Origin of the sequence: Virgibacillus proomii (assembly GCF_018916875.1) — a bacterium.
GTDB lineage: Bacteria > Bacillota > Bacilli > Bacillales > Amphibacillaceae > Virgibacillus > Virgibacillus proomii_B.
In genome coordinates this window covers 35,281-57,629 of the sequence record NZ_JAHLNO010000006.1, presented here as the reverse complement: position 1 = coordinate 57,629, position 22,349 = coordinate 35,281, and the positions used below count along the sequence as shown (strand labels likewise).

General features: G+C 37.4%; 18 protein-coding genes and 1 tRNA gene. 1 reads left to right on the top strand and 18 read right to left on the bottom strand.

The features are described 5' to 3' along the window. Window positions 1-31 precede the first annotated feature (31 nt). From cysK to spoIIE, 10 genes are all read right to left on the bottom strand, one after another. On the bottom strand, window positions 32-961 hold the full coding sequence (cysK, locus tag KQI21_RS04455; protein ID WP_216482834.1) for a cysteine synthase A: 930 nt from the start codon (window positions 959-961) through the stop codon (window positions 32-34). Window positions 962-1,038: 77 nt separating this feature from the next. Next, window positions 1,039-1,950, bottom strand: a complete 912-nt coding sequence (locus tag KQI21_RS04450) for a peptidylprolyl isomerase (RefSeq protein WP_216482833.1) — start codon at window positions 1,948-1,950, stop codon at window positions 1,039-1,041. Window positions 1,951-2,620: 670 nt separating this feature from the next. Then, window positions 2,621-3,499, bottom strand: a complete 879-nt coding sequence (hslO, locus tag KQI21_RS04445; protein WP_216482832.1) for an Hsp33 family molecular chaperone HslO — start codon at window positions 3,497-3,499, stop codon at window positions 2,621-2,623. A 28-nt stretch (window positions 3,500-3,527) separates the two neighbouring features. Then, window positions 3,528-4,301, bottom strand: coding sequence for a type III pantothenate kinase (locus KQI21_RS04440; protein WP_216482831.1), 774 nt, complete (start codon window positions 4,299-4,301; stop codon window positions 3,528-3,530). Window positions 4,302-4,724: 423 nt separating this feature from the next. Next, window positions 4,725-6,779, bottom strand: coding sequence for an ATP-dependent zinc metalloprotease FtsH (ftsH, locus tag KQI21_RS04435; protein ID WP_216482830.1), 2,055 nt, complete (start codon window positions 6,777-6,779; stop codon window positions 4,725-4,727). A gap of 137 nt (window positions 6,780-6,916) precedes the next feature. Beyond that, entirely contained in the window at window positions 6,917-7,459 is a 543-nt protein-coding gene (hpt, locus tag KQI21_RS04430) for a hypoxanthine phosphoribosyltransferase (RefSeq protein WP_216482829.1), read from the bottom strand. Between the two features lie 14 nt (window positions 7,460-7,473). Further along, window positions 7,474-8,868, bottom strand: a complete 1,395-nt coding sequence (gene tilS / locus KQI21_RS04425) for a tRNA lysidine(34) synthetase TilS (RefSeq protein ID WP_216482828.1) — start codon at window positions 8,866-8,868, stop codon at window positions 7,474-7,476. A gap of 600 nt (window positions 8,869-9,468) precedes the next feature. After that, window positions 9,469-10,407, bottom strand: coding sequence for a serine/threonine protein kinase PrkT (prkT, locus tag KQI21_RS04420; protein ID WP_216482827.1), 939 nt, complete (start codon window positions 10,405-10,407; stop codon window positions 9,469-9,471). Further along, the gene (locus tag KQI21_RS04415) at window positions 10,376-11,110 is read right to left on the bottom strand and encodes a VWA domain-containing protein (protein ID WP_216482826.1); all 735 of its coding nucleotides are present in this window, start codon (window positions 11,108-11,110) and stop codon (window positions 10,376-10,378) included. Before KQI21_RS04415 ends, prkT begins: the two co-directional genes overlap by 32 nt. Window positions 11,111-11,762: 652 nt before the next feature. Continuing rightward, window positions 11,763-14,207 (bottom strand): stage II sporulation protein E, encoded by a 2,445-nt coding sequence (gene spoIIE, locus KQI21_RS04410; protein WP_216482825.1) that lies wholly within the window; start codon window positions 14,205-14,207, stop codon window positions 11,763-11,765. A gap of 965 nt (window positions 14,208-15,172) precedes the next feature. Between spoIIE and KQI21_RS04405 the strand changes: the two genes are divergently transcribed. Then, a tRNA-Met gene (locus KQI21_RS04405) sits at window positions 15,173-15,246 on the top strand. Window positions 15,247-16,282: 1,036 nt separating this feature from the next. Here the strand turns inward: KQI21_RS04405 and KQI21_RS04400 are convergent. The 8 genes from KQI21_RS04400 to spoVT form a co-directional block, all read right to left on the bottom strand. Further along, on the bottom strand, window positions 16,283-16,666 hold the full coding sequence (locus KQI21_RS04400) for a S1 domain-containing RNA-binding protein (protein ID WP_077317487.1): 384 nt from the start codon (window positions 16,664-16,666) through the stop codon (window positions 16,283-16,285). 103 nt (window positions 16,667-16,769) lie between these two features. Continuing rightward, complete coding sequence (locus tag KQI21_RS04395) at window positions 16,770-17,150, bottom strand: FtsB family cell division protein (protein ID WP_216482824.1); 381 nt, start codon at window positions 17,148-17,150, stop codon at window positions 16,770-16,772. Between the two features lie 4 nt (window positions 17,151-17,154). Continuing rightward, window positions 17,155-17,754, bottom strand: coding sequence for a spore cortex biosynthesis protein YabQ (gene yabQ, locus KQI21_RS04390; RefSeq protein ID WP_216482823.1), 600 nt, complete (start codon window positions 17,752-17,754; stop codon window positions 17,155-17,157). After that, window positions 17,751-18,050, bottom strand: coding sequence for a sporulation protein YabP (gene yabP, locus KQI21_RS04385; RefSeq protein WP_216482822.1), 300 nt, complete (start codon window positions 18,048-18,050; stop codon window positions 17,751-17,753). The genes yabQ and yabP overlap by 4 nt, the downstream gene beginning before the upstream one ends. A 59-nt stretch (window positions 18,051-18,109) precedes the next feature. After that, on the bottom strand, window positions 18,110-18,370 hold the full coding sequence (locus tag KQI21_RS04380) for an RNA-binding S4 domain-containing protein (protein ID WP_216482821.1): 261 nt from the start codon (window positions 18,368-18,370) through the stop codon (window positions 18,110-18,112). A 1-nt stretch (window position 18,371) separates the two neighbouring features. Continuing rightward, window positions 18,372-19,820, bottom strand: a complete 1,449-nt coding sequence (gene yabN / locus KQI21_RS04375; protein ID WP_216482820.1) for a bifunctional methyltransferase/pyrophosphohydrolase YabN — start codon at window positions 19,818-19,820, stop codon at window positions 18,372-18,374. Continuing rightward, window positions 19,813-21,405, bottom strand: a complete 1,593-nt coding sequence (locus KQI21_RS04370) for a putative polysaccharide biosynthesis protein (protein WP_216482819.1) — start codon at window positions 21,403-21,405, stop codon at window positions 19,813-19,815. Before KQI21_RS04370 ends, yabN begins: the two co-directional genes overlap by 8 nt. A gap of 298 nt (window positions 21,406-21,703) precedes the next feature. Next, window positions 21,704-22,240 carry a stage V sporulation protein T gene (gene spoVT / locus KQI21_RS04365; RefSeq protein WP_216482818.1) on the bottom strand — a complete coding sequence of 179 codons (537 nt, stop codon included), beginning with the start codon at window positions 22,238-22,240 and terminating at the stop codon, window positions 21,704-21,706. Window positions 22,241-22,349 lie beyond the last annotated feature (109 nt).

Below are 22,349 nucleotides of genomic sequence, written 5' to 3'. Positions count from 1 at the left end.
TTCGATACTGGTTACGCATAAAAACCTATATTTATTCGTTTTCTCCAAAATGATAAAGTGGAGTAGATAAATAACGCTCCCCATTATCTGGGAAAATAGCTAATACTTTCTTACCTTTACCTAGTTCTTTAGCAACTTTTTTCGCAGCGGCTACAGCTGCGCCTGCAGAAATACCACCTAATATTCCATTGGTCGTAGCAATTTCTCTGGCCGTTTCAAAAGCCTCTTCGTTTTCAATTTGTAATACTTTATCGTATATATGTGTATCCAATATCTTCGGTACAAAGCCTGCACCTATCCCCTGAATTTTGTGTGAGCCCGGTTTTTCTCCAGAGAGTACAGCAGATGTTGCTGGTTCTACAGCATATATTTTAATATCTTTAAAATGCTCTTTTAGCACTCTGCCCGCACCTGTAATCGTACCTCCTGTACCGATACCAGCAATAAAGGCATCTAATCCTTCAGACATTTGGGAAATGATTTCTTTTCCTGTCGTTTTTTCATGAACTTTGGGATTTGCCTCATTATTAAATTGCTGCGGCATAAAATATTCATGTTCTTTTTGCAGCTCTTCTGCTTTATTTATTGCCCCTTTCATTCCTTCAGCACCAGGCGTTAATACTAACTTAGCACCATAAGCACGTAATAGATTACGGCGTTCCTGGCTCATCGTATCTGGCATCACTAGGATTGCTTTATAACCTTTGGCAGCAGCTACCATCGCTAAGCCTATTCCGGTGTTCCCACTCGTTGGTTCAATAATGGTATCCCCTTCATTAAGTAAGCCTTCCTTCTCAGCAGCTTCTACCATCGCTAAAGCAATTCGATCTTTTACTGAACTTCCCGGATTCATAAATTCTAATTTCACATAAATATCAGCACTATTTTCATCAACTATATTATTTAACTTTACAATTGGCGTTTCTCCTATAAGCTCCGCTATCGAATTTGCAACTTTCATCTCACGGCCTCCCAATTCCTACTTTTTTTATCTGATTAATTATAAATTTACGAGTTTATTTTGATCTTGTCAACTATCTATTCTAATTTCTCGTAAATCCATTTAATATCTTGCTTTTCCCAAAGTGAATCAGCATCTAATGACTGATTTTTTTCATTTAGTGCTAATTCGCTTTTGATATATGGTTTTATTTCCTCATAGGTAAACGTAATCGAAGGAAGCTTACGATGTAAATATAAAATAGCTACCCCATTATCTGCTTTAAATGGTTTACTGTAAGAATGCTCATTCATCTTAGTAGCAATTTCCACATAGCCTTTAGGAAAAAATTGACTTTCTATTGAAATAAACCCTAAATATCCACCTTCCGATTTCGTTTCTTCATCCAATGAATATTCTTGTGCTAATAAGCTAAACGACGCTCCCGACTCTAACTCCTTATAAATTTTTTCCGCTGTTTTCTTATCCTTTACTACTATATGTGAAAGCTGCATGGAAGATGTGAAGTTGTAGTGTTTCCCATATCTTGCATGATACTCTTTGAGTTTAGCTTCGGAAACAGGTACATCTTCCGTCAGTAGCATTTGCAGTTGATAGCGATAACGTATATCATCTTCCCAATCTGCTTCTAATTCTTTATATTCAGAACTTGATAACACCCCTTGCATTGCAAGCAGGAGTGAAATTTCTCGTTCTATCACCTTATCATTAATCGTAATCCCTTTCTTTTCCGCTAACTGCTGAACAAGAATGCGATCAATCATTTCCTTCAGCTTTTCTTCTCCATAAGTATTCTTTAAAGCATCGTACCATTTTTGAAAGGTGATGTCTTCTCCATTTACGGTTGCCACCACTTCCTTATTGCTAAATTTCCGTTTTACACCATCATTTTTTACATCTATTTGCTCGTTATTACTCCAAACTAATATCATGGCAATATTCGTAATTAAAAGAATAATAATGATTCCAAGTAATAGTTTTTTTGACATTTCCTGCTCCTCCTGTACTCAGGTACAATTAGCCTTAAGAAGCTATACAAGTACAGCAACTAAGCTAATCCTAGGCTTACATAATAATGTGAGACTTCAAGCCTATTTATCCTCTTTTTGAACGTACATTTATAAGCACGTACATTTAAAGGTTTAAAAAAGAGTTAGCTAACACCCTTCTTTAGCAGTATGTCCAAACTTTACATGCCATTTACATGAAACTTGTATAAGCTTAATTTAACATAATATCCCTTCCTCACGCAGAACAAAAATTAGGGTTTTTGTTCACTTTAAGACTGTTTGTTTACATCAAAAGTAAGATTGGCATATTAAAGTGATACTTCGTTCAGTGGAGGTTTCTTTCATCCCTATTAATAGAAGTAGTACAAAAGCACAAGCGATCAGTTAGTGACGTATAAACTGGAGAACTTCTGACGATATGTAAAACTTCATTCAAGGAGTACTTTCCACCTTGAATGATTTTGTTGCCGTTATCTCCCATAGGCTTCTTCTTTTCTATCACTCTTGAAGGGGAATCTTACGCAGGATAGACGAGAACTCATTTGCGCCTGACTTCTACTTAAACTTAAATTTACTTGTTTACATTTCAGTTGCTAATAAAGCTAAAAATCGCAGTAATATCTGCGATTTCTAGTTAGTTTTTTAATAATTATTCTGCTTGTTCTTTTAAGTTAATTAACTCTTCTTCTGTAAAATGGTAAGTCTGGTTACAAAAATGACAGCTAGCCTCTGCTCCGTGATCTTCATCGATCATATTTTGAATTTCAGCTTCTCCTAATCCGATAATAGCTCGCTCTACCCGTTCTTTTGAGCATCGACAACGGAATTCCAACGGGATAGACTCAAGTAGTTTCATCTCCTGGTCGCCAAATAAGCGCTGTAATATTTGCTCAGGTGTATTTCCTTCACGAATTAATGTGGAAATGGCTGGGAAAGATTGTATTTGTTCTTCTAACTGTTCGACGACCTCCTCACTTGCGCCTGGCATCAGTTGGACAATAAACCCTCCGGCGGCTAAAATGCTATGATCAGGATTTACTAATACGCCTGCACCAACAGCTGAAGGGATCTGTTCAGAATTCGAAAAATAATAAGTAAAGTCTTCGCTAATTTCCCCGGAAATAATCGGAACTTCCCCAGTAAAGAAGTCTCTTAAACCTAAATCCTTAATGACACTAATATTCCCTTCTGTACCGACAGCCCTAGCCACATCCAACTTCCCTTGGGAATTTAGTTCAAAATCAACATGAGGATTCGTTACATAACCGCGAACTTGTCCTTTTGCATTCGCATCTGCAATAATTGCTCCAATTGGACCATTCCCAATTACTTTCGCTGTAATTGTGTCTTCCCCTTTTAGCATTGCCCCCATCATCGCTGTAATCGTAAGAGTTCTGCCCAGCGCAGCTGAAGCCGTTGCCCATGTGTCATGTCGCCTTCTCGCCTCTTCCACAGTATGAGTAGATAGCGCAGCATACGCACGTACCTTGTCATTATAAGCAGTTGCTTTTATTATAAAATCTTTCATGGCTTGTTCTCCCTTCTGCTGGAAAAAGCTATTCTGATTTGTTTTTATTATAAATATACCGTAACCCCTTTAAAGTTAAATAAGGATCTACAATATCTATCATTTTTGATTCGTCAGCAATTAATGGCGATAGTCCCCCTGTTGCTACAACAGTTGTCTTAACACCCATTTCTTCCTCTATACGACGCACAATCCCGTCAACTTGCTCTACATAACCATATAGAGCACCTGCCTGCATTGCCTCTACAGTAGATGAGCCAATGACACTCGGTGGAACTTGAATTTCTATTTTCGGTAATTTAGAAGCATATCGATACAAGGCTTCCATCGCTATCTGCATACCAGGGGCAATGACTCCGCCATAATATTCTTTTTGTTCACTAATGTAGCAATAGGTTGTCGCTGTCCCAAAGTCAATGATAATAAGCGGTGCACCATATTCCTCAATCGCTCCAACTGCATTCACAATCCGATCTGCTCCAATTTCTTGGGGGGTTGGATAACGCATTTTTAAAAAAGAATCTACTGCTTCCTTGCCAATGATCAATGGCTCTATTTGAAAATAGTTTTTACACATCTTTTCTAAAGCATACATAATAGGAGGTACTACGGAAGAAATAATTACTGCTGTAATTTCTGAAAAAGTAACACCTTTATGTGCAAATAATGACTTAATCAGCATGCCAAATTCATCTTCTGTTTTATGACGGTCCGTTTTTATTCGCCATTGATGAATTAATTTATCATCAGCAAAAACACCCAGGACCGTATTCGTATTTCCAACATCTAATACAAATAACATAAAGATCCTTACCCTTCTTTTAAGAGAATGTTCAACATTTTGTCTAAAATAATCCATTTATAATTTCTTCAAATGTTAGAATGTGAAAAATTTCAGCGCGAAGTTAAGACGACGCGAGTGGAAATTTAATAACGTATATAAAGCCCCATCATCTCTACTACTTTCATGGTTTGACATCAATAAGATGAAGTGGTGTGATAAAAGACAACTAAATACCCGATTGGCTTGGGACGACAGAACAGAGAAGCTACGACAGCAATACATCGCACGAAGAAAAAGCGTGACTTGCAGTTGGATCCTCCACTTATCCTCCTAGGGTTCAACTCGTAGATGGAAAGGCAGGTCTTACTGCCAGTTACATGCGGGATAAAAACACCCCCCACCTTGCTCATCTCATTAAGGTGGGGGGGGGATCCATTCCCTTTATTTCTCCTCTTCATCTTCTGCTGTCGGTTTATTATCAGTTCTGATTTCATGAGATGTAGGAGACGTTTTTGTTTCATCAAATGAAGTAGATACACTACTATCTTTAGAAGGCTGCTCTTTTGTTTCTTCTTTTAGCTTTTTGCTAGCTTTTTCTTTTGCTTCTTCATAAGATTCCGGTTCATCTTCTTTAGATTGAATATTCACCTTTACCTTATCGTCGTCCTCTGGAGGTAATACTCCATCTTCAAAGAGCGACTTAAGTTGCTTAGCGTCAAGCGTTTCTACTTCTAGTAAAGTCTGTGCAATTAACTCAAGCTTATCCTTATGCTCAGTAAGGATTTTCTTAGCTCGATCATAACAATAACTAATAAAGTTTTGCATTTCTTTATCAATTTCTCGAGCAATGGCTTCACTATAGGTTTGTTCATTGCTGAGATCACGGCCAAGAAAGACTTGACCGCTACCACTAGTAAATTGTAATGGTCCAATTTTATCACTCATGCCATACTCTGTTATCATTTTTCGAGCAATGGCTGTTGCACGTTGAAAGTCATTATGTGCACCTGTACTTACTTCACCAAACATAATTTCCTCAGCTACACGACCGCCTAATAGCCCTGTTATCTTATCAAACAATTCCGGTTTGGTCATGAAATAACGATCTTCTCTTGGAAGCATTACAGCATAACCACCGGCTTGGCCACGAGGAACGATCGTAACCTTATGCACCATATCAGCATCATCTAAAACCATGCCAATAACAGTGTGACCACTTTCATGATGAGCAACAATATTACGCTCTTTTTTAGAAATAACTCTGCTTTTCTTCGCAGGTCCGGCGATAACACGGTCAATTGCCTCATCAATATCTAACATTTCAATTTTAGTAGCGTCTCTTCTTGCCGCTACTAATGCAGCTTCGTTAAGTAAGTTTTCTAAATCTGCACCCGAAAATCCAGGTGTTCGCATAGCTATTGTTTTTAAGTCTACATCGTCAGCTAACGGTTTATTTCTGGCATGTACTTTTAACACTTCTTGGCGCCCTTTTACATCTGGTCGGTCCACCATGATTTGACGATCAAAACGTCCTGGACGCAGTAACGCCGGATCTAAAATATCTGCACGGTTCGTTGCTGCAATGACGATAATACCTTCATTTGCACCAAAACCATCCATTTCTACCAGCAACTGGTTTAATGTTTGTTCCCGTTCATCATGACCGCCACCAAGACCAGCTCCACGTTGTCTACCAACTGCATCAATCTCATCTATAAAAATAATACAGGGTGCGTTCTTTTTCGCATTTTCAAATAAATCGCGTACACGAGATGCACCAACACCAACGAACATCTCCACAAAATCAGAACCACTGATAGAGAAAAATGGTGTTCCTGCTTCGCCAGCTACAGCACGCGCTAATAACGTTTTACCGGTTCCAGGAGGTCCAACAAGCAACACTCCTTTTGGAATTCGTGCACCGAGTGAAGCAAATTTACGTGGATCTTTTAGAAAGTCAACCACTTCTACTAGTTCTTGCTTCTCTTCATCTGCACCGGCAACATCTTTGAAGCGTACTTTCTTTTTATCCTCGGTATACATTTTCGCCTTACTCTTACCGAAGTTCATCACACGGCCTCCGCCGCCGCCACCTTGAGCTTGACTAAGGATAAACAAGAAAAAGAGTCCGATAATCAGGAAAGGAATCATCGTTGTTAAAAGCGTTACCCACATACTAGGCTGTTCTTCTTCTTCTACCTTAAGTACACTTTGTTCATTCGCTTGCTTCGTAATCGAAGCAACAATCTCTGTATTATCAGGAACTTGTGCAATAAAAGGCTTTTCATCATCATTTAAAGTTCCTTTATAACGAATAATGCCATTAGCAGGCTGCATCGTCATTTCTTTAATTTCGCCATTATTTAAAGCATCCATAAATTGCTTAACATTGTATTGTTTTGCTTCTTCATTCGGCCCAGTGAATACTGAAATAACCGCAATAATTACAAAGAAAATCAGTATCCAAAAGAACGCGTTCCGAAATATCCGGTTCATTACTTACCTCCTCCCAAACGGGGAAAAACTATATTAAATCGTACCATATAAAAAAGTTGCAATACAACTAATTTATCTTAATAACTTCATTTACTTATAAAAAATTTAGGGTTAATTAGTTGACTGTTATATTAGACCTATACTCCTCCATACACTTCAGGCTTTAAAACGCCAATATATGGAAGATTTCTGTACTTTTCCTGATAATCCAAACCATAGCCTACGACAAACTCATTTGGCACTTCAAAGCCAATAAGATCCGCTTTAATATCAGCAGTTCTTCCTGATGGCTTATCAAGTAGTGTAACTATTTTGATGGAATTTGCTTTTCGATACTTAAATAGATCAACTAAATAACGCAATGTTAACCCACTATCGATAATATCCTCAATAATTAATAGATCCCGACCTTCTACTTTAGTATCAAGGTCTTTAACGATCTTCACCTCTCCAGAGGAGCGCATTTCCTTGCCATAGCTGGACACATCCATAAAGTCCGTTTCTAGATAAGTTTCTGTATAACGTAATACATCAGACATGAACGGCATAGCACCTTTTAATACTCCAATAGCCAGAGGGAACTTTCCCTCATACTCCTTCGTTAGCTGAGCCCCTAATTCTTTACATTTGTTTGCAATCTCCTCTTCTGATATTAACACTTCTTTAATATCATTATGCATATAATCTGCTCCTCCTACATGTTGCCTTTTTCATAATATAGTTGTATTTGTGAGGTGCTGGTGGATCGTTTGGCAAGTGACGCTTTTCGTAATCCAACCAACCATAATATTTCCCCATGATCGTCGGTTATAATCGGCCAAATTGCTCGCTTTCTACGAGGTATTTTGGCATCAATAAAAATATCCTTTACCTTCTTGCTTCCGTTCAACCCTTTTAAATGCATTTTATCTCCATGCTTTCGGGTTCTTATATGTAATGGAAGTACAACCTGACTGGCATCAAAGCAGAAGCTATCCTTTGTCTCTTCTGAGAAAGCATCTACATATTTAGCTATAATAGCTGAACCATCAGGTAAAACGGTCTTTCCTGGAATTTTTATATGCTTATGGAATGACGATGAACAATGAAGATCATCACAGAAGTGACACCTTAACTGATTATAGGATTTTTCTACTTTTAAGCCAGCAGGGAAATCAATTTGTGCATTTCCAGTTTGTCGGTGTAATAATGCAAAAAATTGCTCTTCATGGACATACGATAAATCTTTTGGTAAATCAATATACAGATAGTTTAATATTAGATGATAGGCTCGTCTTTGTAAAGCAAATGCATGCGTTTTAAATAGATCAATTTCAAAAGATAATTCCCGTTTTTCTTGATCGAACTGGGCTACTGATTGTACCATGTTTTCTGCTTCCTCTGTTATATACGCCTGATCTATGGCTAATGTTTCACTAAGACGTTGAATGGTAGTATGTAAGCTTCTATTTTTTTCCTTTAGTAAAGGAAGAATATGATGTCGCACATAATTTCTAGTATAGATTGTTTCCTCATTTGAAGGATCAAGTCTCGGAGTAATATAATGGGTTTGACAATATTTCCATATATCCTCCTTTGAAACACAAAGAAACGGTCGTACAATTGAACCTCCTGCAAACGCTCGTTTTACTGGAATTCCTACGAAAGCTTGTGAATCGGCAGAGCGAGTGAGTCGCATCAACATCGTTTCTGTTTGATCATCGCCATGATGTCCCAAGGCTAGATAATCGGCACCCAACTGTTTCATTTGTTGTTCAAAAATAGCATAACGTAAGGTTCGTGCAGCAACTTGAGTTCCCTGTTTCTGTTCTTTTTTCCAACTAGGCACATCTACAGATTTACCGATAAATTCTACTTTCCATTGTTTGCAAACATTTTCCACATAGCGTAAATCTTCTAATGATTCCTCTCCCCGCAACTGATGATCAACAGTTATGGCAACAATGCGAAAGTTCCATTCTTCCTTGAGCGAATGTAAATAATGCAGAAGAGCCATCGAATCTGGTCCACCAGAAACGCCAACTAAAATGGTTGCGTCTTTTGTAAACAAGTTATGTTTCAATATGAAATCTTTCACCATTGTTTTCATCTTTCCATCTCCACCAAACTAATCTAACAACACATAAAAATATGTAGACTTCTATGTCTTTTCTTAGAAAAACTTGGCTTATCGCCAAGTCTTTAGCGAAAGCTGTAGTTTTTCTTATACTATAAACCATAAAATTTTATACTTTCCTATAGTATAAAAAAAGAACTGGGGCATTTAACATGTTTCAAACACTTCTAACTATTAGGAGCATAAAATATGCAATCTTAGAAAAACTTGGCTTGTCGCCAAGTCTTTATGGCGAAAGCTATAGTTTTTCTTATACTATAAAGCCTAAAAGCCTAAAGTTTTATACTTTCTTATAGTGTAAAAAAGGCTTTTCGCTTACCACACTGGTTAAGCCATTTTGCTTTAGATTCGAATACCTAAAAAACGAGAAGAAGAAAAATTGCCTAGCTGTGCCCATGTGTCAAACATAAATTTACAAGTCGCATCAACTTCTATTTAAAATGCACCAACTTATTTTCCATGTTAGACTTTTTAATTTCTGTTCAAGGATAACCCAGCTCTATCCCAAAAATGCGCATCTGCTTTTTTAGTTTTGTTAAAAATTCCTTTAGTATTATCCTATCACAATCCTACTTACTGAAAAAGCAAAGATATTACATAATAACTTACTGCCATCATGGAAATTCCCCCTGCTTCCAGTAACAGTGCGGATTGCTTTACCGATTGTCCTTGAGTCTTTTGTTGCTGACGTTTCCGCTGAGCCGTGTAAATGATTTGTACTAATTCTTTTTTCACTTGCGTGCTCGAACGATATTTTCCCATTATGGCATTTTTTAATAAAGAACGGTACGGGATTAATGCTTTTGCTTCATCTATTTTACGAAATAGCATTTTTTGCGGGTGCGGACCTTTTGCAAATCTTTGTGGATAGTAAACATGGATAAAAATCATAGCAAATGCAAATAGGTCATAGCTTGGTTCTGCTTTTCTACTGCCTAACCCCCAATATCCTCGATCAAAAAATTCCGTATACTCTTTAATCGCCCTCCCCATTTGCGTCATTCCACCTACATCTACCCAGCGTATTTTCGGTGGGGAAGATACGACAAGGAGGTTATCCGTTTTTAAATCACCAAATACCCACCCGCTCTTATGCAAGTCTTCTAAAACATCTAGAAGCTGAATCATAAACACGCCAATCCACGCTTGCCCACGACTTTGAATATACGAAATTAATGGTTCTCCTTGCAAGTACTCCATGACATAAAAAGAATACTTCGTTCCAGTTGGCGATGTCCAATCATCCACATCCAACAAAGAAGGTCCAAGTCGATTTCCTTGGACCTTTCCTAAAGACTGCAACACATTAACTTCAACTGTCATTGATGAACGGTTATCACTTAGCTTTAAAGCCGCATGTTTCCCATTACTTTCACAAAGATATACGGCTCCAATTGCACCAGACCCAAGCTTGCTTTTTATTAAATATGTCTTTCCATGCCACTTTCCACGAATCTTAATTCCTGGTCGTACATCATAATTATGCTTCTTCCAGCCCTGGTTCGTCTTCATTTATAAAGCTCCTTCGTAAGCCCTTCTTGCTAAATTGGTACATTGCTTCACGAATTGCCGGTCCGGTTGGGGTAACACCTCCGCTAGTCAGCTTCGGAAAAATGGATGATATCGTATCTAGAGCAGGCGACCAATCCAGAATTTTTTCCATGGTTTTTCGTTTGGCAGGAAAACGGCAAATAGCAAACCGATTCCGACCAATTCGAGCGTTTAAACTAATCGATAAATCAATTAACGCTTCTTTAACCGTGGGAAGCTTATCATACATACTGGCACTCGTATCTACTAAAACAAGTACTTCCAAATCACAAGTTTCTCCCATGTCCTCTACAACTTCCATAATTTCGCCACGTTTTTCCGGTTCTACATCTTCCAACGTTTGACCTTTCCCTAAAATCTGTTGAAGCTCTTGATTAACAAATCCCTGCATTGTCTGTGTCATCGCCTGCTTGGTTACTGATTGAACCGTTTGCGACAATGCTTGCTTATAGACAAGCTGACTCACACCTCCGCCTGACAGCGCAATATCCTCAACTTCTCTTAAACTATCCGTCTCTTCTAACTGATCATCTTCTAATATGCCAATTACATTAACGGTTATTCCTTGCTCATGCGCCAACGAGGCTGTTGCAACAGGATCTTCACCTTGATTGGAGCATCCATCTGTAATAAGTAAAATTTGCCTTAAGGTTCCTTTTCTCAACTCCATCTACCTCCCAACTATTTCAGTACCATCATCACCATTTTTAACCGTATCTATACATGGTCTGAAAGTGGCAGGTTGGAGCAAAAGCTTAAAGCGCTCAGGTAGCGACATACAAACTGGAGAACTTCTAACGAGGTCAAGTGAAACTTCAGTCCATGGAATGCTTTTTACACGGAATGTTAGTACCGGGAGGGGTATAACCTAAAGGCTCTTGAATGAATCGGCATTTAGGTGCCGTTTTCTCCCTCTTTGACTTCTCCGTATTCTCTTTAACTCTTGAAGAGAAGACTTACAGCACCTTACAGGGATAAAGGAAACATACCTCTAAAACAGGGGTTTGCCGACGCCTGAGCGGTAAGCCCACTTTTAGTCGGCCTTCCTTTTGATTCAAGCTGATGTTGACTTATCGTAGCAAGAAGTTCGAAGTTTGTTACAGCTTGAGCGTTTAAGCTAGACGAAGCCACATCTCAAAAATATCCCAATGGAAAAATTTTATAATTTTTTAAGCATGCACTAAACTTTTAGTGGTCCTCTTTTTAGTTATACGATAAAGCCTGCTTTTTATACTCTCGAATCACCTCGATATCAAATATGATACATTCTAACTAGAAGTAAGAATTTATTAGCTATTCGTAAAACAAATAAAATATTACGCAGTATGAATTGGAATCGATGACCATTTAGGAATATTTTTTTGGATTTTAGCAACAACCACCGTCATATCATCTTCAATCTCTCCTGATCTTGTACGAACCACCTCTTCTAAAATTAAATCCGCAATCTCTTGTGGATCATTCGTTCGCATTTCACGAATTTTACGCTTCAGCCATATATCTGTATTTTCAACATGTTTCGGACCCTCAAAAATGCCGTCACTCATCATGATTAATATATCATTTGGTAGTAACTGTTCACTGACAATATCTACATCAAACTCCTGAATAATTCCGATTGGCAAATTACTTGCTTCTATTTTAATCAATTCATTTGTCCGTTTAATAAAGCTCGGTGTGGAACCAATTTTTAAAAACTGTACAGATGCGTCATGCAAATCTATTACTGCTAAATCCAATGTCGCAAATATTTCATCCGTCGACCGTAAGGATAAAATTGAATTAATGGATTTGATTGCTACCTTTTCAGGTATTCCCGTTTGTAAAATTTGCTGTAACAACCGCAGTGTTTCTACACTTTCTTCTTGGGCACGTGCCCCATTTCCCATACCATCACTAATCGCCATGGCAAATTTACCAGCTCCCAATTCAATGGTCGTATAACTATCTCCAGAAATAAGTCCTCCTCCCTTAGCAGCATTAGCCGCTCCTGTTTCAATAACAAACTCCCTTGCTGAACCAAAAGCGAGATAACTATAACCGTTTGGAAACGGCGCAATTTCCTCCTGCTTCACAACAACTACTTCTTTTAAGATGTCAGATAATATTGGTGCAATTAACTTAGCCCCTTCTCCGTGGTAGCTATAAAAAGTTAATGTCATTTCAATATCAATATTCCCTTTATCCAAACTATAAATTTCCAATTTCTCTAATTCTAATCCTATCTGTTTTAAAGTGTGAACAATTTGCAGTTCCTGTTGCTCATGATGTTCTCGTTCCTTTAAAATCTCTTTAGCAAAATCCTCCATCACCTCTGATACACCTTGTAATTGCTCTGCCACCAACTTCTTACTTTCTAATACTTGTTGTTTTAGCTTTTGATTTGCTTCAAAATAGGAAGTCTCCTCCTTCATCACATCAATGACTTTTTGTGGCTTTACACAAAAGTTTTCAAATTCTCGTAATGCCTTTCTTGGTGGTTTCCCTCCTTCTTGTATACCATCCTTCAGCATTTCCATTAATGTATACGTTTTATCAAACTCCTTTTGCCAGCATCTTTCTTTCTTAAAGCAGTTTTGACATGTTTTTTCGGTTACTTGACTTAAAAAAAAATCAGTCTCCCGTTGTGCTTCCTGTTCACTTTCATGTTGTCCATCAGCAGTGGCAAAGCTATTCGATAATGCTTGAAACACATCAGAAAATTGTTCTACTCGTTTAGCGGTAACGTTACGAATTTTTTGTAAATATCGTTCCTGTTCATTTGTATATTCATCTGTCCCCGGAATAAATCGGGACAAGTTTTTAAACCAATTTGCCGGTGTAAGCAAAAACAGTACAATGGCAATGGAAGATTCCATAATAGATGGAACAAGTTCTGTCGCATTTCCATAAATTCCAATTAAAAAGGTACCAACAAATAATCCTACAGCTACACCTGGTTTTTTCCCTTCTTTTAATAATCCGCCTAAAAGACCAGAAAACGCTAGTAAGCTCATTTGATATAAATTCGCAACATTTGCAAGTGACAAGATTAGTCCGGCAACTACACCTACCGTTGAACCAATGGCAGCTCCACCGACATAGGCAAGAATTAAAACAAAATAACGAGAAAAAACTTGCTCAATTGCTGCACCATAAAGCTGCCATCCTATCGTTCCAGTTAGAATGGAAGCAATAAGAATAATCATACAGACGATTTCTTCATTTTTTAGCACCGGATTATACCTTTTTGGTGATAATAAAGGCAAGCTTTGCATAAATATTAAAACAAGAACTGTTCCTAACACTCCTTCTACTAAAATAAACATCCATTCATAAGCTGCTAACTGGCGTTCAATGGAATATTGAAAAATACGCGTCCCTGCAGTAGCTAAGAAGACAAATAACGGTATTAGCAGCTGCTGACGCTTTGCCTGCTTAAACAATCCCGCTAAAAAAACAAAGACAAGTAGCCCTAAAGTAATGAAGATACCGTGGGTAACAGAATAGCTTAAAGCACCAAGCATAATGGCAACAATAGTTCTAATTGTTTTTTCCTTATGAACAAACCATACTGTTGCTAAAAAAGCTACCGCAAAAGGAGAAACAACTGATAATATAACTGCTCGTCCCAACAAAAAACCAATAACATAAAATAGCCAGCTCCGCTCTAGCAATATATGTTTTAGCTTTGCATATAGCCGGCTTCGAAGCTTGTCCATTTGATTGGTTCGCCGCACTCCGAATGCTTTAGGTTCCATTCTTGAAATTGAATCCATCATAACTACCACTCCCTCTTGTGCATATCATTAAATCACAATATGCTAACTATTTTTGTCAAAACAACGGAGCTTCATTAAAAATTCGTTCGACGTCTTTTTATGCCTTAAACAGTTTTCAACACGAACACCAGTTCGCTTAAACTGAACTTATTTTTTGAGTTTAGTTAAATACCATTTTATTTACAGCTGAGCGTTTAAGACTTTTATCAGTTGCTTATCCGAATCATTCTTCTTCATGAACAAAAGCTAGAAGCACTCGGTTAACGACGAGCAAACTGGAACTCTTCTGACGGGGTAAAGTGAAACTTCATTCCATGAATGCTTTTCCACGGAATGTTAGTACCACAAGGGTATGACCTAAAGGCCCTTAAACCAATCAGGCATTTAGGTGCCGTTTTCTCCCTCTTATCTCCGTATTTTCTTTAACTCTGGAAGGAGGAGACTTTCGGCACCTTAGAAAACATGCCTCTAAAACAGGGGTATGCCGACATCTGAGCGACAAGCCCGCTTTTAGTCGGCTTTTCTTTTGATTCAAGCCGATGTTGACTTATTGTAGGAAGAAGAGCGAAGTTTGCTAGCTGCGCGAGCGCTTAAGCTAAACAACGAAGCTACTTTCAAAAAAATATTCATCATATAAAAAGATTTTGTTTTCCTAGGCATGTATAAAAGCTTCCCTCAATGTAGTTCCCCATGAAATAAACTACATTTTTTGCCGAATACTGCATATTCCTATCTATTCTTTTTTTGCTAAACAAATAATAAAGCATAATTCGAGTTTTAACGGTATAATTAATTATTACTTAGGAAACGAGATTCCTATATAATTAACTGCTCAGTATTTTTATTGGGAGATTCAACATCCATCCCATTAGAAGTTTTCTATTTATGACTCCTTTATAATGACTACTAAATAATTGTTGACAGACTAAGCTTCCTGCTGTATTATATTTCATGTTGGCTTATTTGGCGGTGTAGCTCAGCTGGCGAGAGCGTACGGTTCATACCCGTGAGGTCGGGGGTTCGATCCCCTCCGCCGCTATCATATAAATCACAAAAACTCCCTGTTTACATTACAGGGAGTTTTTGTTGTCTATTCAGGATCTGTTAGAAAACTTGGTTATATTAAATTTGATAATGACCTATGTACAAACTGGAGAACTTCTGTCGGGATAAAGTGAAACTTCATTCAAGGAGTGCTTTTCTCCTTGAATGTTAGTTAAACGAATCGGGGATTTAGGACCCGTTTTTTCTCATCATGTTCAAACATCATTAGCACATTTTTGAAATGAGAAAAATACGGATCCTTACATCCGGGATAAAGTGAAACTTCATTTATTGGAATGCTTTTCCCAAGAAATGTTAGTACCTTAATGGTATGACCTAAAGGCCTTCGAACAGACTCGGAAATTTGACTTGCAGTTAGATCACTCGACTTATCCCTCCTAGGGTTCACCTCGTAGGATGGAGGGCAGGTCTTAGAAGGAGGGCTTTTTTCCTTGAAAAAGAAGAACGCTTTTTATGCGTGCGATGTATCGCTGTCATGGGTTGTTTCTTGTCCTTGAAAAAGAAGTACACTTTTTCTACGATGCTTATTCATGAAGCTTTCCCTGTCGACCCGAACAAGTCGAGAGTTGAAGAACCTTTTCTCTTATAAAGATAAGATCGCAAAAAATAATAAGCAGATTTTCAAATGAGGGAAGTACGGCTCCTTACATTCCGTATAAAGGAAACATGCCTCTAAATAGGGGTATGCCGACACTGAGCGGCAAGCCCGCTTTTAGTCGGCCTTCCTTTTGATTCGAGCAGATGTTGACTTATCTAATAAGAAGATCGAAATTTGCTGCAGCTTGAGCGCTTAAGCTAGACGAAGATACTTTTGAAAAAAAGTTATCCACTATACAAACCGATATCTTTCCCAAACAAGAACAAAAGCAAGGATTACGCCATATTGGTAATCCCTGCTTTTTGTTCGTCTTTCTTACAACAAAGGTTCGCTATTTTGACAACTAGATGCTAACTGCAAAAACACAATTTATAACTAGAGCATTATTATCGTTTTTTATAGACAGCAACTGCTATCCTCTTTTAGCACCTCGACCCCCACGTTTGGATTCCGTGTGCTTCTTTAAAGAGGCAAGACGGTCTTCTGAATCCTTTAAAAAGCGATTCATTTTTGCTTCAAAAGATTCCATCCGTTCACGGCTATCTCGTTGACGTTTTGGTTTATCTATTGCTTTTTTGATAGATAAGCCAATTTTCCCGTCCTTTTCAACATTAATGACCTTGACCTTTACCTCATCACCGACTGAAAGGTGATCGTTAATGTCTTTGACATAGTTGTCGGCAACCTCACTAATGTGAACAAGTCCTGTTTTTCCTTGCTCGATTTCTACAAAGGCTCCGAAATTAGTGATACCAGTTACCTTACCTTGCAGCTTGCTGCCTACTTCAATTGACATAAAAAAAATGCTCCTCCTTAAGATTTTTAGGAAACTAATATTTAATCACTAATGACATATCATCAGCTTACTACTATATTATAGCCAAGCAAGTGAAAGTGTGTCAATAAGCGGGTTCCTCATCCGGTAGTTTAAAGATTAATTCGCCTTCTTTAGAGAAGAAATAATTCGTTCTGGCTATTTCTAATACATATTCTTCATCTTTCAATCGTTCTGCTTCTTCTTGTAAGCTGACCTCTTCATTTTTTAAATCAACTATTTCCTGTTGCAATCTTTCATATTCTTCTTTTTTTTCTGCATGAAGAGCACGCTGTTTTATATGGTATGTCGTCATACTACCAAAAGCAATTAGTGCTATGATAGAAAACAACACAAGACGCCGAATTAAACGTTGTTTTTTTCGCTTCTGCCTTTCTACATGAGCATTATATTGCTGCATGTAATTCGAATCTAATTCTGTTACTGTTCGTTTTTCTCGGGCCAACGTTTTACCTCCTCTTCAAGCTCACATACTTCCATATCTTTATACACTTATTCTTCATTGTACTATAAATTCCTGCTAATTTTAATATAAATCCTTGAAATTTTTTAGGAAGTAAGCGATAGATGAATAAAAGGAGCCATTTTATCGGTGTAATAATAACTATGATGACAAATAAAATAAGCTTAAGTATAAGCTTAATAAGCCACATGATGATTTTATAAAGAAGGAAAATAATTCCTTTTATTGGAGAAGTAATCACAGCTTGTACGACTTTAACAAAGAAACGGTACACTGCACTAACTATTCGAATAATATGCTCCAATAGCTTTTTATAACTAGTTGCCGCAACTGCCTGATAAGCGGAAAACCCTAATAAGCAGGCAAGTATAATATACAGTCGAATCTCCCCGCCATTGACTAAAAACAAAATATAAAATAACAATAACGTTTGGGTTAACCAGAACCCGATTTCCATAACATATGTCATGATTCGCCTGTTTTTCCAATAAGGAGTAAAGCGGCGAAAAGTATCCTGAATAACACCGATATAAAAACCGCTTGAGATCATCGTTAGCATCGTTATAAACTGTGTACTTAAACTCATTTAAATAACTTGCTAAAGAATCCTTTAGCTTTCTCCTGCTGTTCATCTATATAAGAAAGCTCATAAATTTTCCCTTTGATGACAACAGATCCTTCATTCACATCCAGATTCTTTAATTGAAGGTTTTGTCCGCGAACAATTAAATAACCCATTACCGTTTCCAAAAGAAATTCTTCGTTGTCAAAACTATCTACTTCTTTCACACCGCTTATTTCTAAGTTTTTACGATTATTAATCTTCACATTATGATCTATTGTCGTACGAGTTATATTTTCTTTATTCTCATAATAATTCATTAAAAAGCCCTCCTTATCAATATTACTTTATGATAGGAGGGACAAGAGTAGAACAAATTCTAGCTATTTAATTTTTCTTCTTTTATTACTGTATACAGTGAGGCTGCTTCATCTTTTTTAATCGTTTCTCGTAATTCATTTACTTGAATCGTGACGAGCTTTTGCCCAAACTGAATAACAACCTCATCACCTACAGTCAATGTAGATGAGGCTTTTGCTTGTTTCCCATTTATAGTTATTCTCCCTTGATCTGCTATTTCTTTTGCTAGTGTTCGCCTTTTAATTAATCGGGATACTTTTAAAAATTTATCTAATCGCATGTTAATTCTCCCCTTCTTTTGCTCTTTCCCATAATTCGCTCATTTGATCAAATGTGGCGTCATGAATCGAACTGCCACGCTTTATAAGCATCTGCTCAATATAAGTAAAACGCGATATAAACTTTTCATTTGCTCTGTTTAATGCTACCTCAGGGTTAATGTTATAATGCCTTGCTAAATTAGCAAGCACAAATAAAATATCACCAAACTCCATTTCCTGTTCATTCATGGATTCAGCTGAAATGGCAGTTTTAAACTCAGCTATCTCTTCCTCCAGCTTATTCCATACACCGTATACTTTATCCCAATCAAAACCTGCTTTTGCTGCTTTCTTTTGTAATTGATATGCTCTTATTAACGAAGGTGAATGCTTCGCCACACCATCTATCATAGAAGTGCGTGCATGACCTTTTTCGGCCTGTTTCAGTTGATCCCAGTTACTTTTTACTTCAGCAATACTATTCACAGCAGTATCTTTAAAAACATGAGGATGACGATGAATCATTTTATCTGTAATACCGCGAATGACATCATCGATATTAAAATATCCATTATCCTCCCCAATTTGACTGTGGAGCATCACTTGTAAAAGTACATCTCCTAATTCTTCAACGATTCCGTTATCATCTTGAGTATTAATAGCGTCAATTAATTCATATACCTCTTCAATCGCAAATTCCCGCAAGCTTTCATGCGTCTGTGCCTGATCCCAAGGACAACCTTCAGGTCCACGAAGCTTTTGAATAACTTTGCGCAGTTGCCAAAATGTATGATGTAATACAGCGTCTGGTGCAGGAGGGATGTAAACACTTGTTAAATTACTTACTTCCACCGTACGATCTAACATTTCTAGTGGTATTTGCTTTATCGACTGAGCTTTGCTTCCTGCAGATTCCACAACCGTAATTAGATAATCTGCCGGCAAGTCCTCTAGTAAGGTTAATTTTACCTCTGATGCAACAAACTGATCATAAACTTGTGAAAAAACAAGGTGGTTCTTAAAATTTAATCCGCTTCGATTAAAAGACGTAGCATCAACAAACTGAAAGCCCTCAATCGGATCAATTTTCAACGCTGTAAAGATATCATCTAAATAGCTGCTTCCACCGACTATTATCACGTTCAGCCCTTTTTGCTCTAATAGTAATTGTACTGTTTTTTCGGCAAGCATGGGATGTCCAGGCACGGTATAGATTACATCATCCTTCATCGCTTTCTCTCGAATAACCTCAACGATTCGCTCATATACGCGGGAAAATTGTTGCTCTTCTTCATACAAATAATCAAATGAATGAAAGATAGTACCTTCTTTTTGTAAAGCAAACACCGCTGGATGATCAATTGTACGTGTATAGACTGTTTTTTTTGCAGATACTAATTTTTTATAAATTCCTAAAGGTAATTGATCTAAATCACCTGCACCTAATCCAACTATTTCAACCTTAAACATGCTCATCTCTCCTGTTTTTTAACTTCATCAGATGGATAGAAAATGGAAGCATTTGTAATTGCTCCTCTGTGAATCCCCGTAGTTTTATTAAGCTATATCCATATACAAGCGCACCTGTGATGGAAAGCAGACTAACAAACAAAAATAAACCAAGCCTAGAGTCGTCAAAGAACGAAAGGAATAACCATTGAACTATATATAAATAAATAATCATGATAACAGCCGATAATAAAAGCGCTTGCCAGCGTATCGCCCTTAATAATTTTAAGAGCGGTAATTTTCTGCGTAACTCTGTTAGTGCCACCACACAAAATAAAAATAACGCTAAAACTGTAGCAACCGAACTTCCCATTAAACCGAATGAGGGAACAAGTACTTGATTGGCAATCCATTTTACGAAAAAAGCGATTAATATAAACAAGGCAACTCGCTTTATATAACCTAACCCCTGCAAAATAGACGAAGCGGTAATAGCTACCGAGCTTAAAACAATGGAACATACAAGCACTTGCAACTCTCTTGTTCCTTGTTGATCCTGAAATAAAGCTAGATTTACTTCTGGAAAGATTAGTATCAGTCCAATCGTAGCCCCTGCTGCTAAATACACACTAAAAACCATAGCTACACGTATGTATGGATAAAATGTATGCGGATCCGCTGACAACTTTTTCTTGGAAATGGATGGTATTAGTGCTAACGCCAATGATGAACCAAACACGGTTCCCAGTTGAATCAGTGGTTGTCCGCGATCAAACACGCCTTTTGCCTCCATTGCTGCTACTTTTGAATACCCCCCTTTTAACAAACTTGGAAAGAGAGTAAATGTGTCAGCAAACTGCAAAATAAGCAGCACCATATGATTCAAGGTAGCTATGACGCCAAACATAAAAATTGTAGACACATAATAGCTCCAAGGGATTTTTTCCTGCTTGATAGCAAACGGTCTGGTTCGGAAAAAATATAGGATAAGGACGCAAATTGCGGCAATTTGCCCCAAAATAGAGGCTATTACAGCCCATTTTCCAATTTCATAAATGTATTTTCCGCTTTCTGCAATTGCTATTGCGGTTGCGATAATCACAGCTACACGTATCGTTTGCTCAGCCAGTTGTGAAAAAGCGGTTGGTTTCATCAGATAATTTCCTTGAAAGACGCCACGCAATAAAGCAATAACTGGAATAAGCAAAAAAACAAAAGCTGTAAATCGATATGTTTCTATCAAAAGGCTATCTCCAATCCAGCCTGCAATATATGGAGCATTCACCAATAAAAAAACAAATAGCCCTCCACTTATCAAAAAGAGGATAAATAAAACAGGCAGATAGAAACTAAATAATGATAGCTCTTGATACTGGGATTTCCTATCTACAACCATTTTGGATATCGCAGACGGAAACCCATAGAGCGCTAACATAAAACCGATTCCTAAAATAGGATAGACTTGTTGATAGACATAAAAACCAATATCACCGGTTAAATTTTGTAGCGGTATTCGATAACCAGCACTTAATAGTTTGCTTATGATTCCAGCTATTGTTAGTATTAATGCCCCTTTAACGAGCTGTTTAGTTTCATTACTATTCATGTTGAACTTTCCTTTAATTCATACGTTTATCCACCCATTATAGCATAGAATTTAAAATGAAAGGAAACCCTCATCCTTGGCCGTCTTTGAGGATAAGACTACTCCGCTTATTTTAACTTGGCATAATGAATACTATTTCTGAAGACACGAATTATACTAAAGTTATCGGTCTTCATTTACGTACTAAATTGTTATGCATTCAAGCGAAACTACTTAACATTTTCTCAAATCAAACAAGCTGCCTTCTAATCCCATTATTAGAATGACAGCTTGCATACAAAACAGATAAGCAAGTATATTATTCCATCTGCTTAGCTAAAAAGCTTGCAGCTGTTTCTGCTGCTTTTTGCTCTACTTTGCTAAATGGTTCTCCCTCTTTGGCAAAAATCACAACAGAGCCAATTACATCACCATTAGCGATAATTGGACTAACACAATAGGAATTTAATTCTTGCTCATGTCCTTCGATAATCTCTAAGGTTTGTGGTTCTTTTTCAATAATATGCGTTCTACCTTCAATTATTTTCGCTAAAGTTGAGCTAATATTTTTGTTTAAATAATCTTTTTTTGATTCGCCTGCTACAGCAATCACTTCATCGCGATCGGAAATAATTACAGGCGTTTGTAGGGAGTCAAACAGTGCCTCTGCATATTCCTTGGCAAAATGACCCAATTCGTTAATAGGAGAATATTTTTTTAAAATAACTTCTCCTTCCCTGTCCACATAAATTTCCAGTGGATCTCCTTCTCTAATTCGCAGTGTCCTTCTGATCTCCTTAGGAATTACTACTCTCCCTAAATCATCAATACGACGAACAATTCCTGTTGCTTTCATACAATATAGCCTCACTTTCTAAATAATGATGATCATTACCCAAGTTTCTCTGTGGAAATCATCAGTTGTGGTTTTAGTATGAAGCAAAGCAGGATAACTATACATGAAA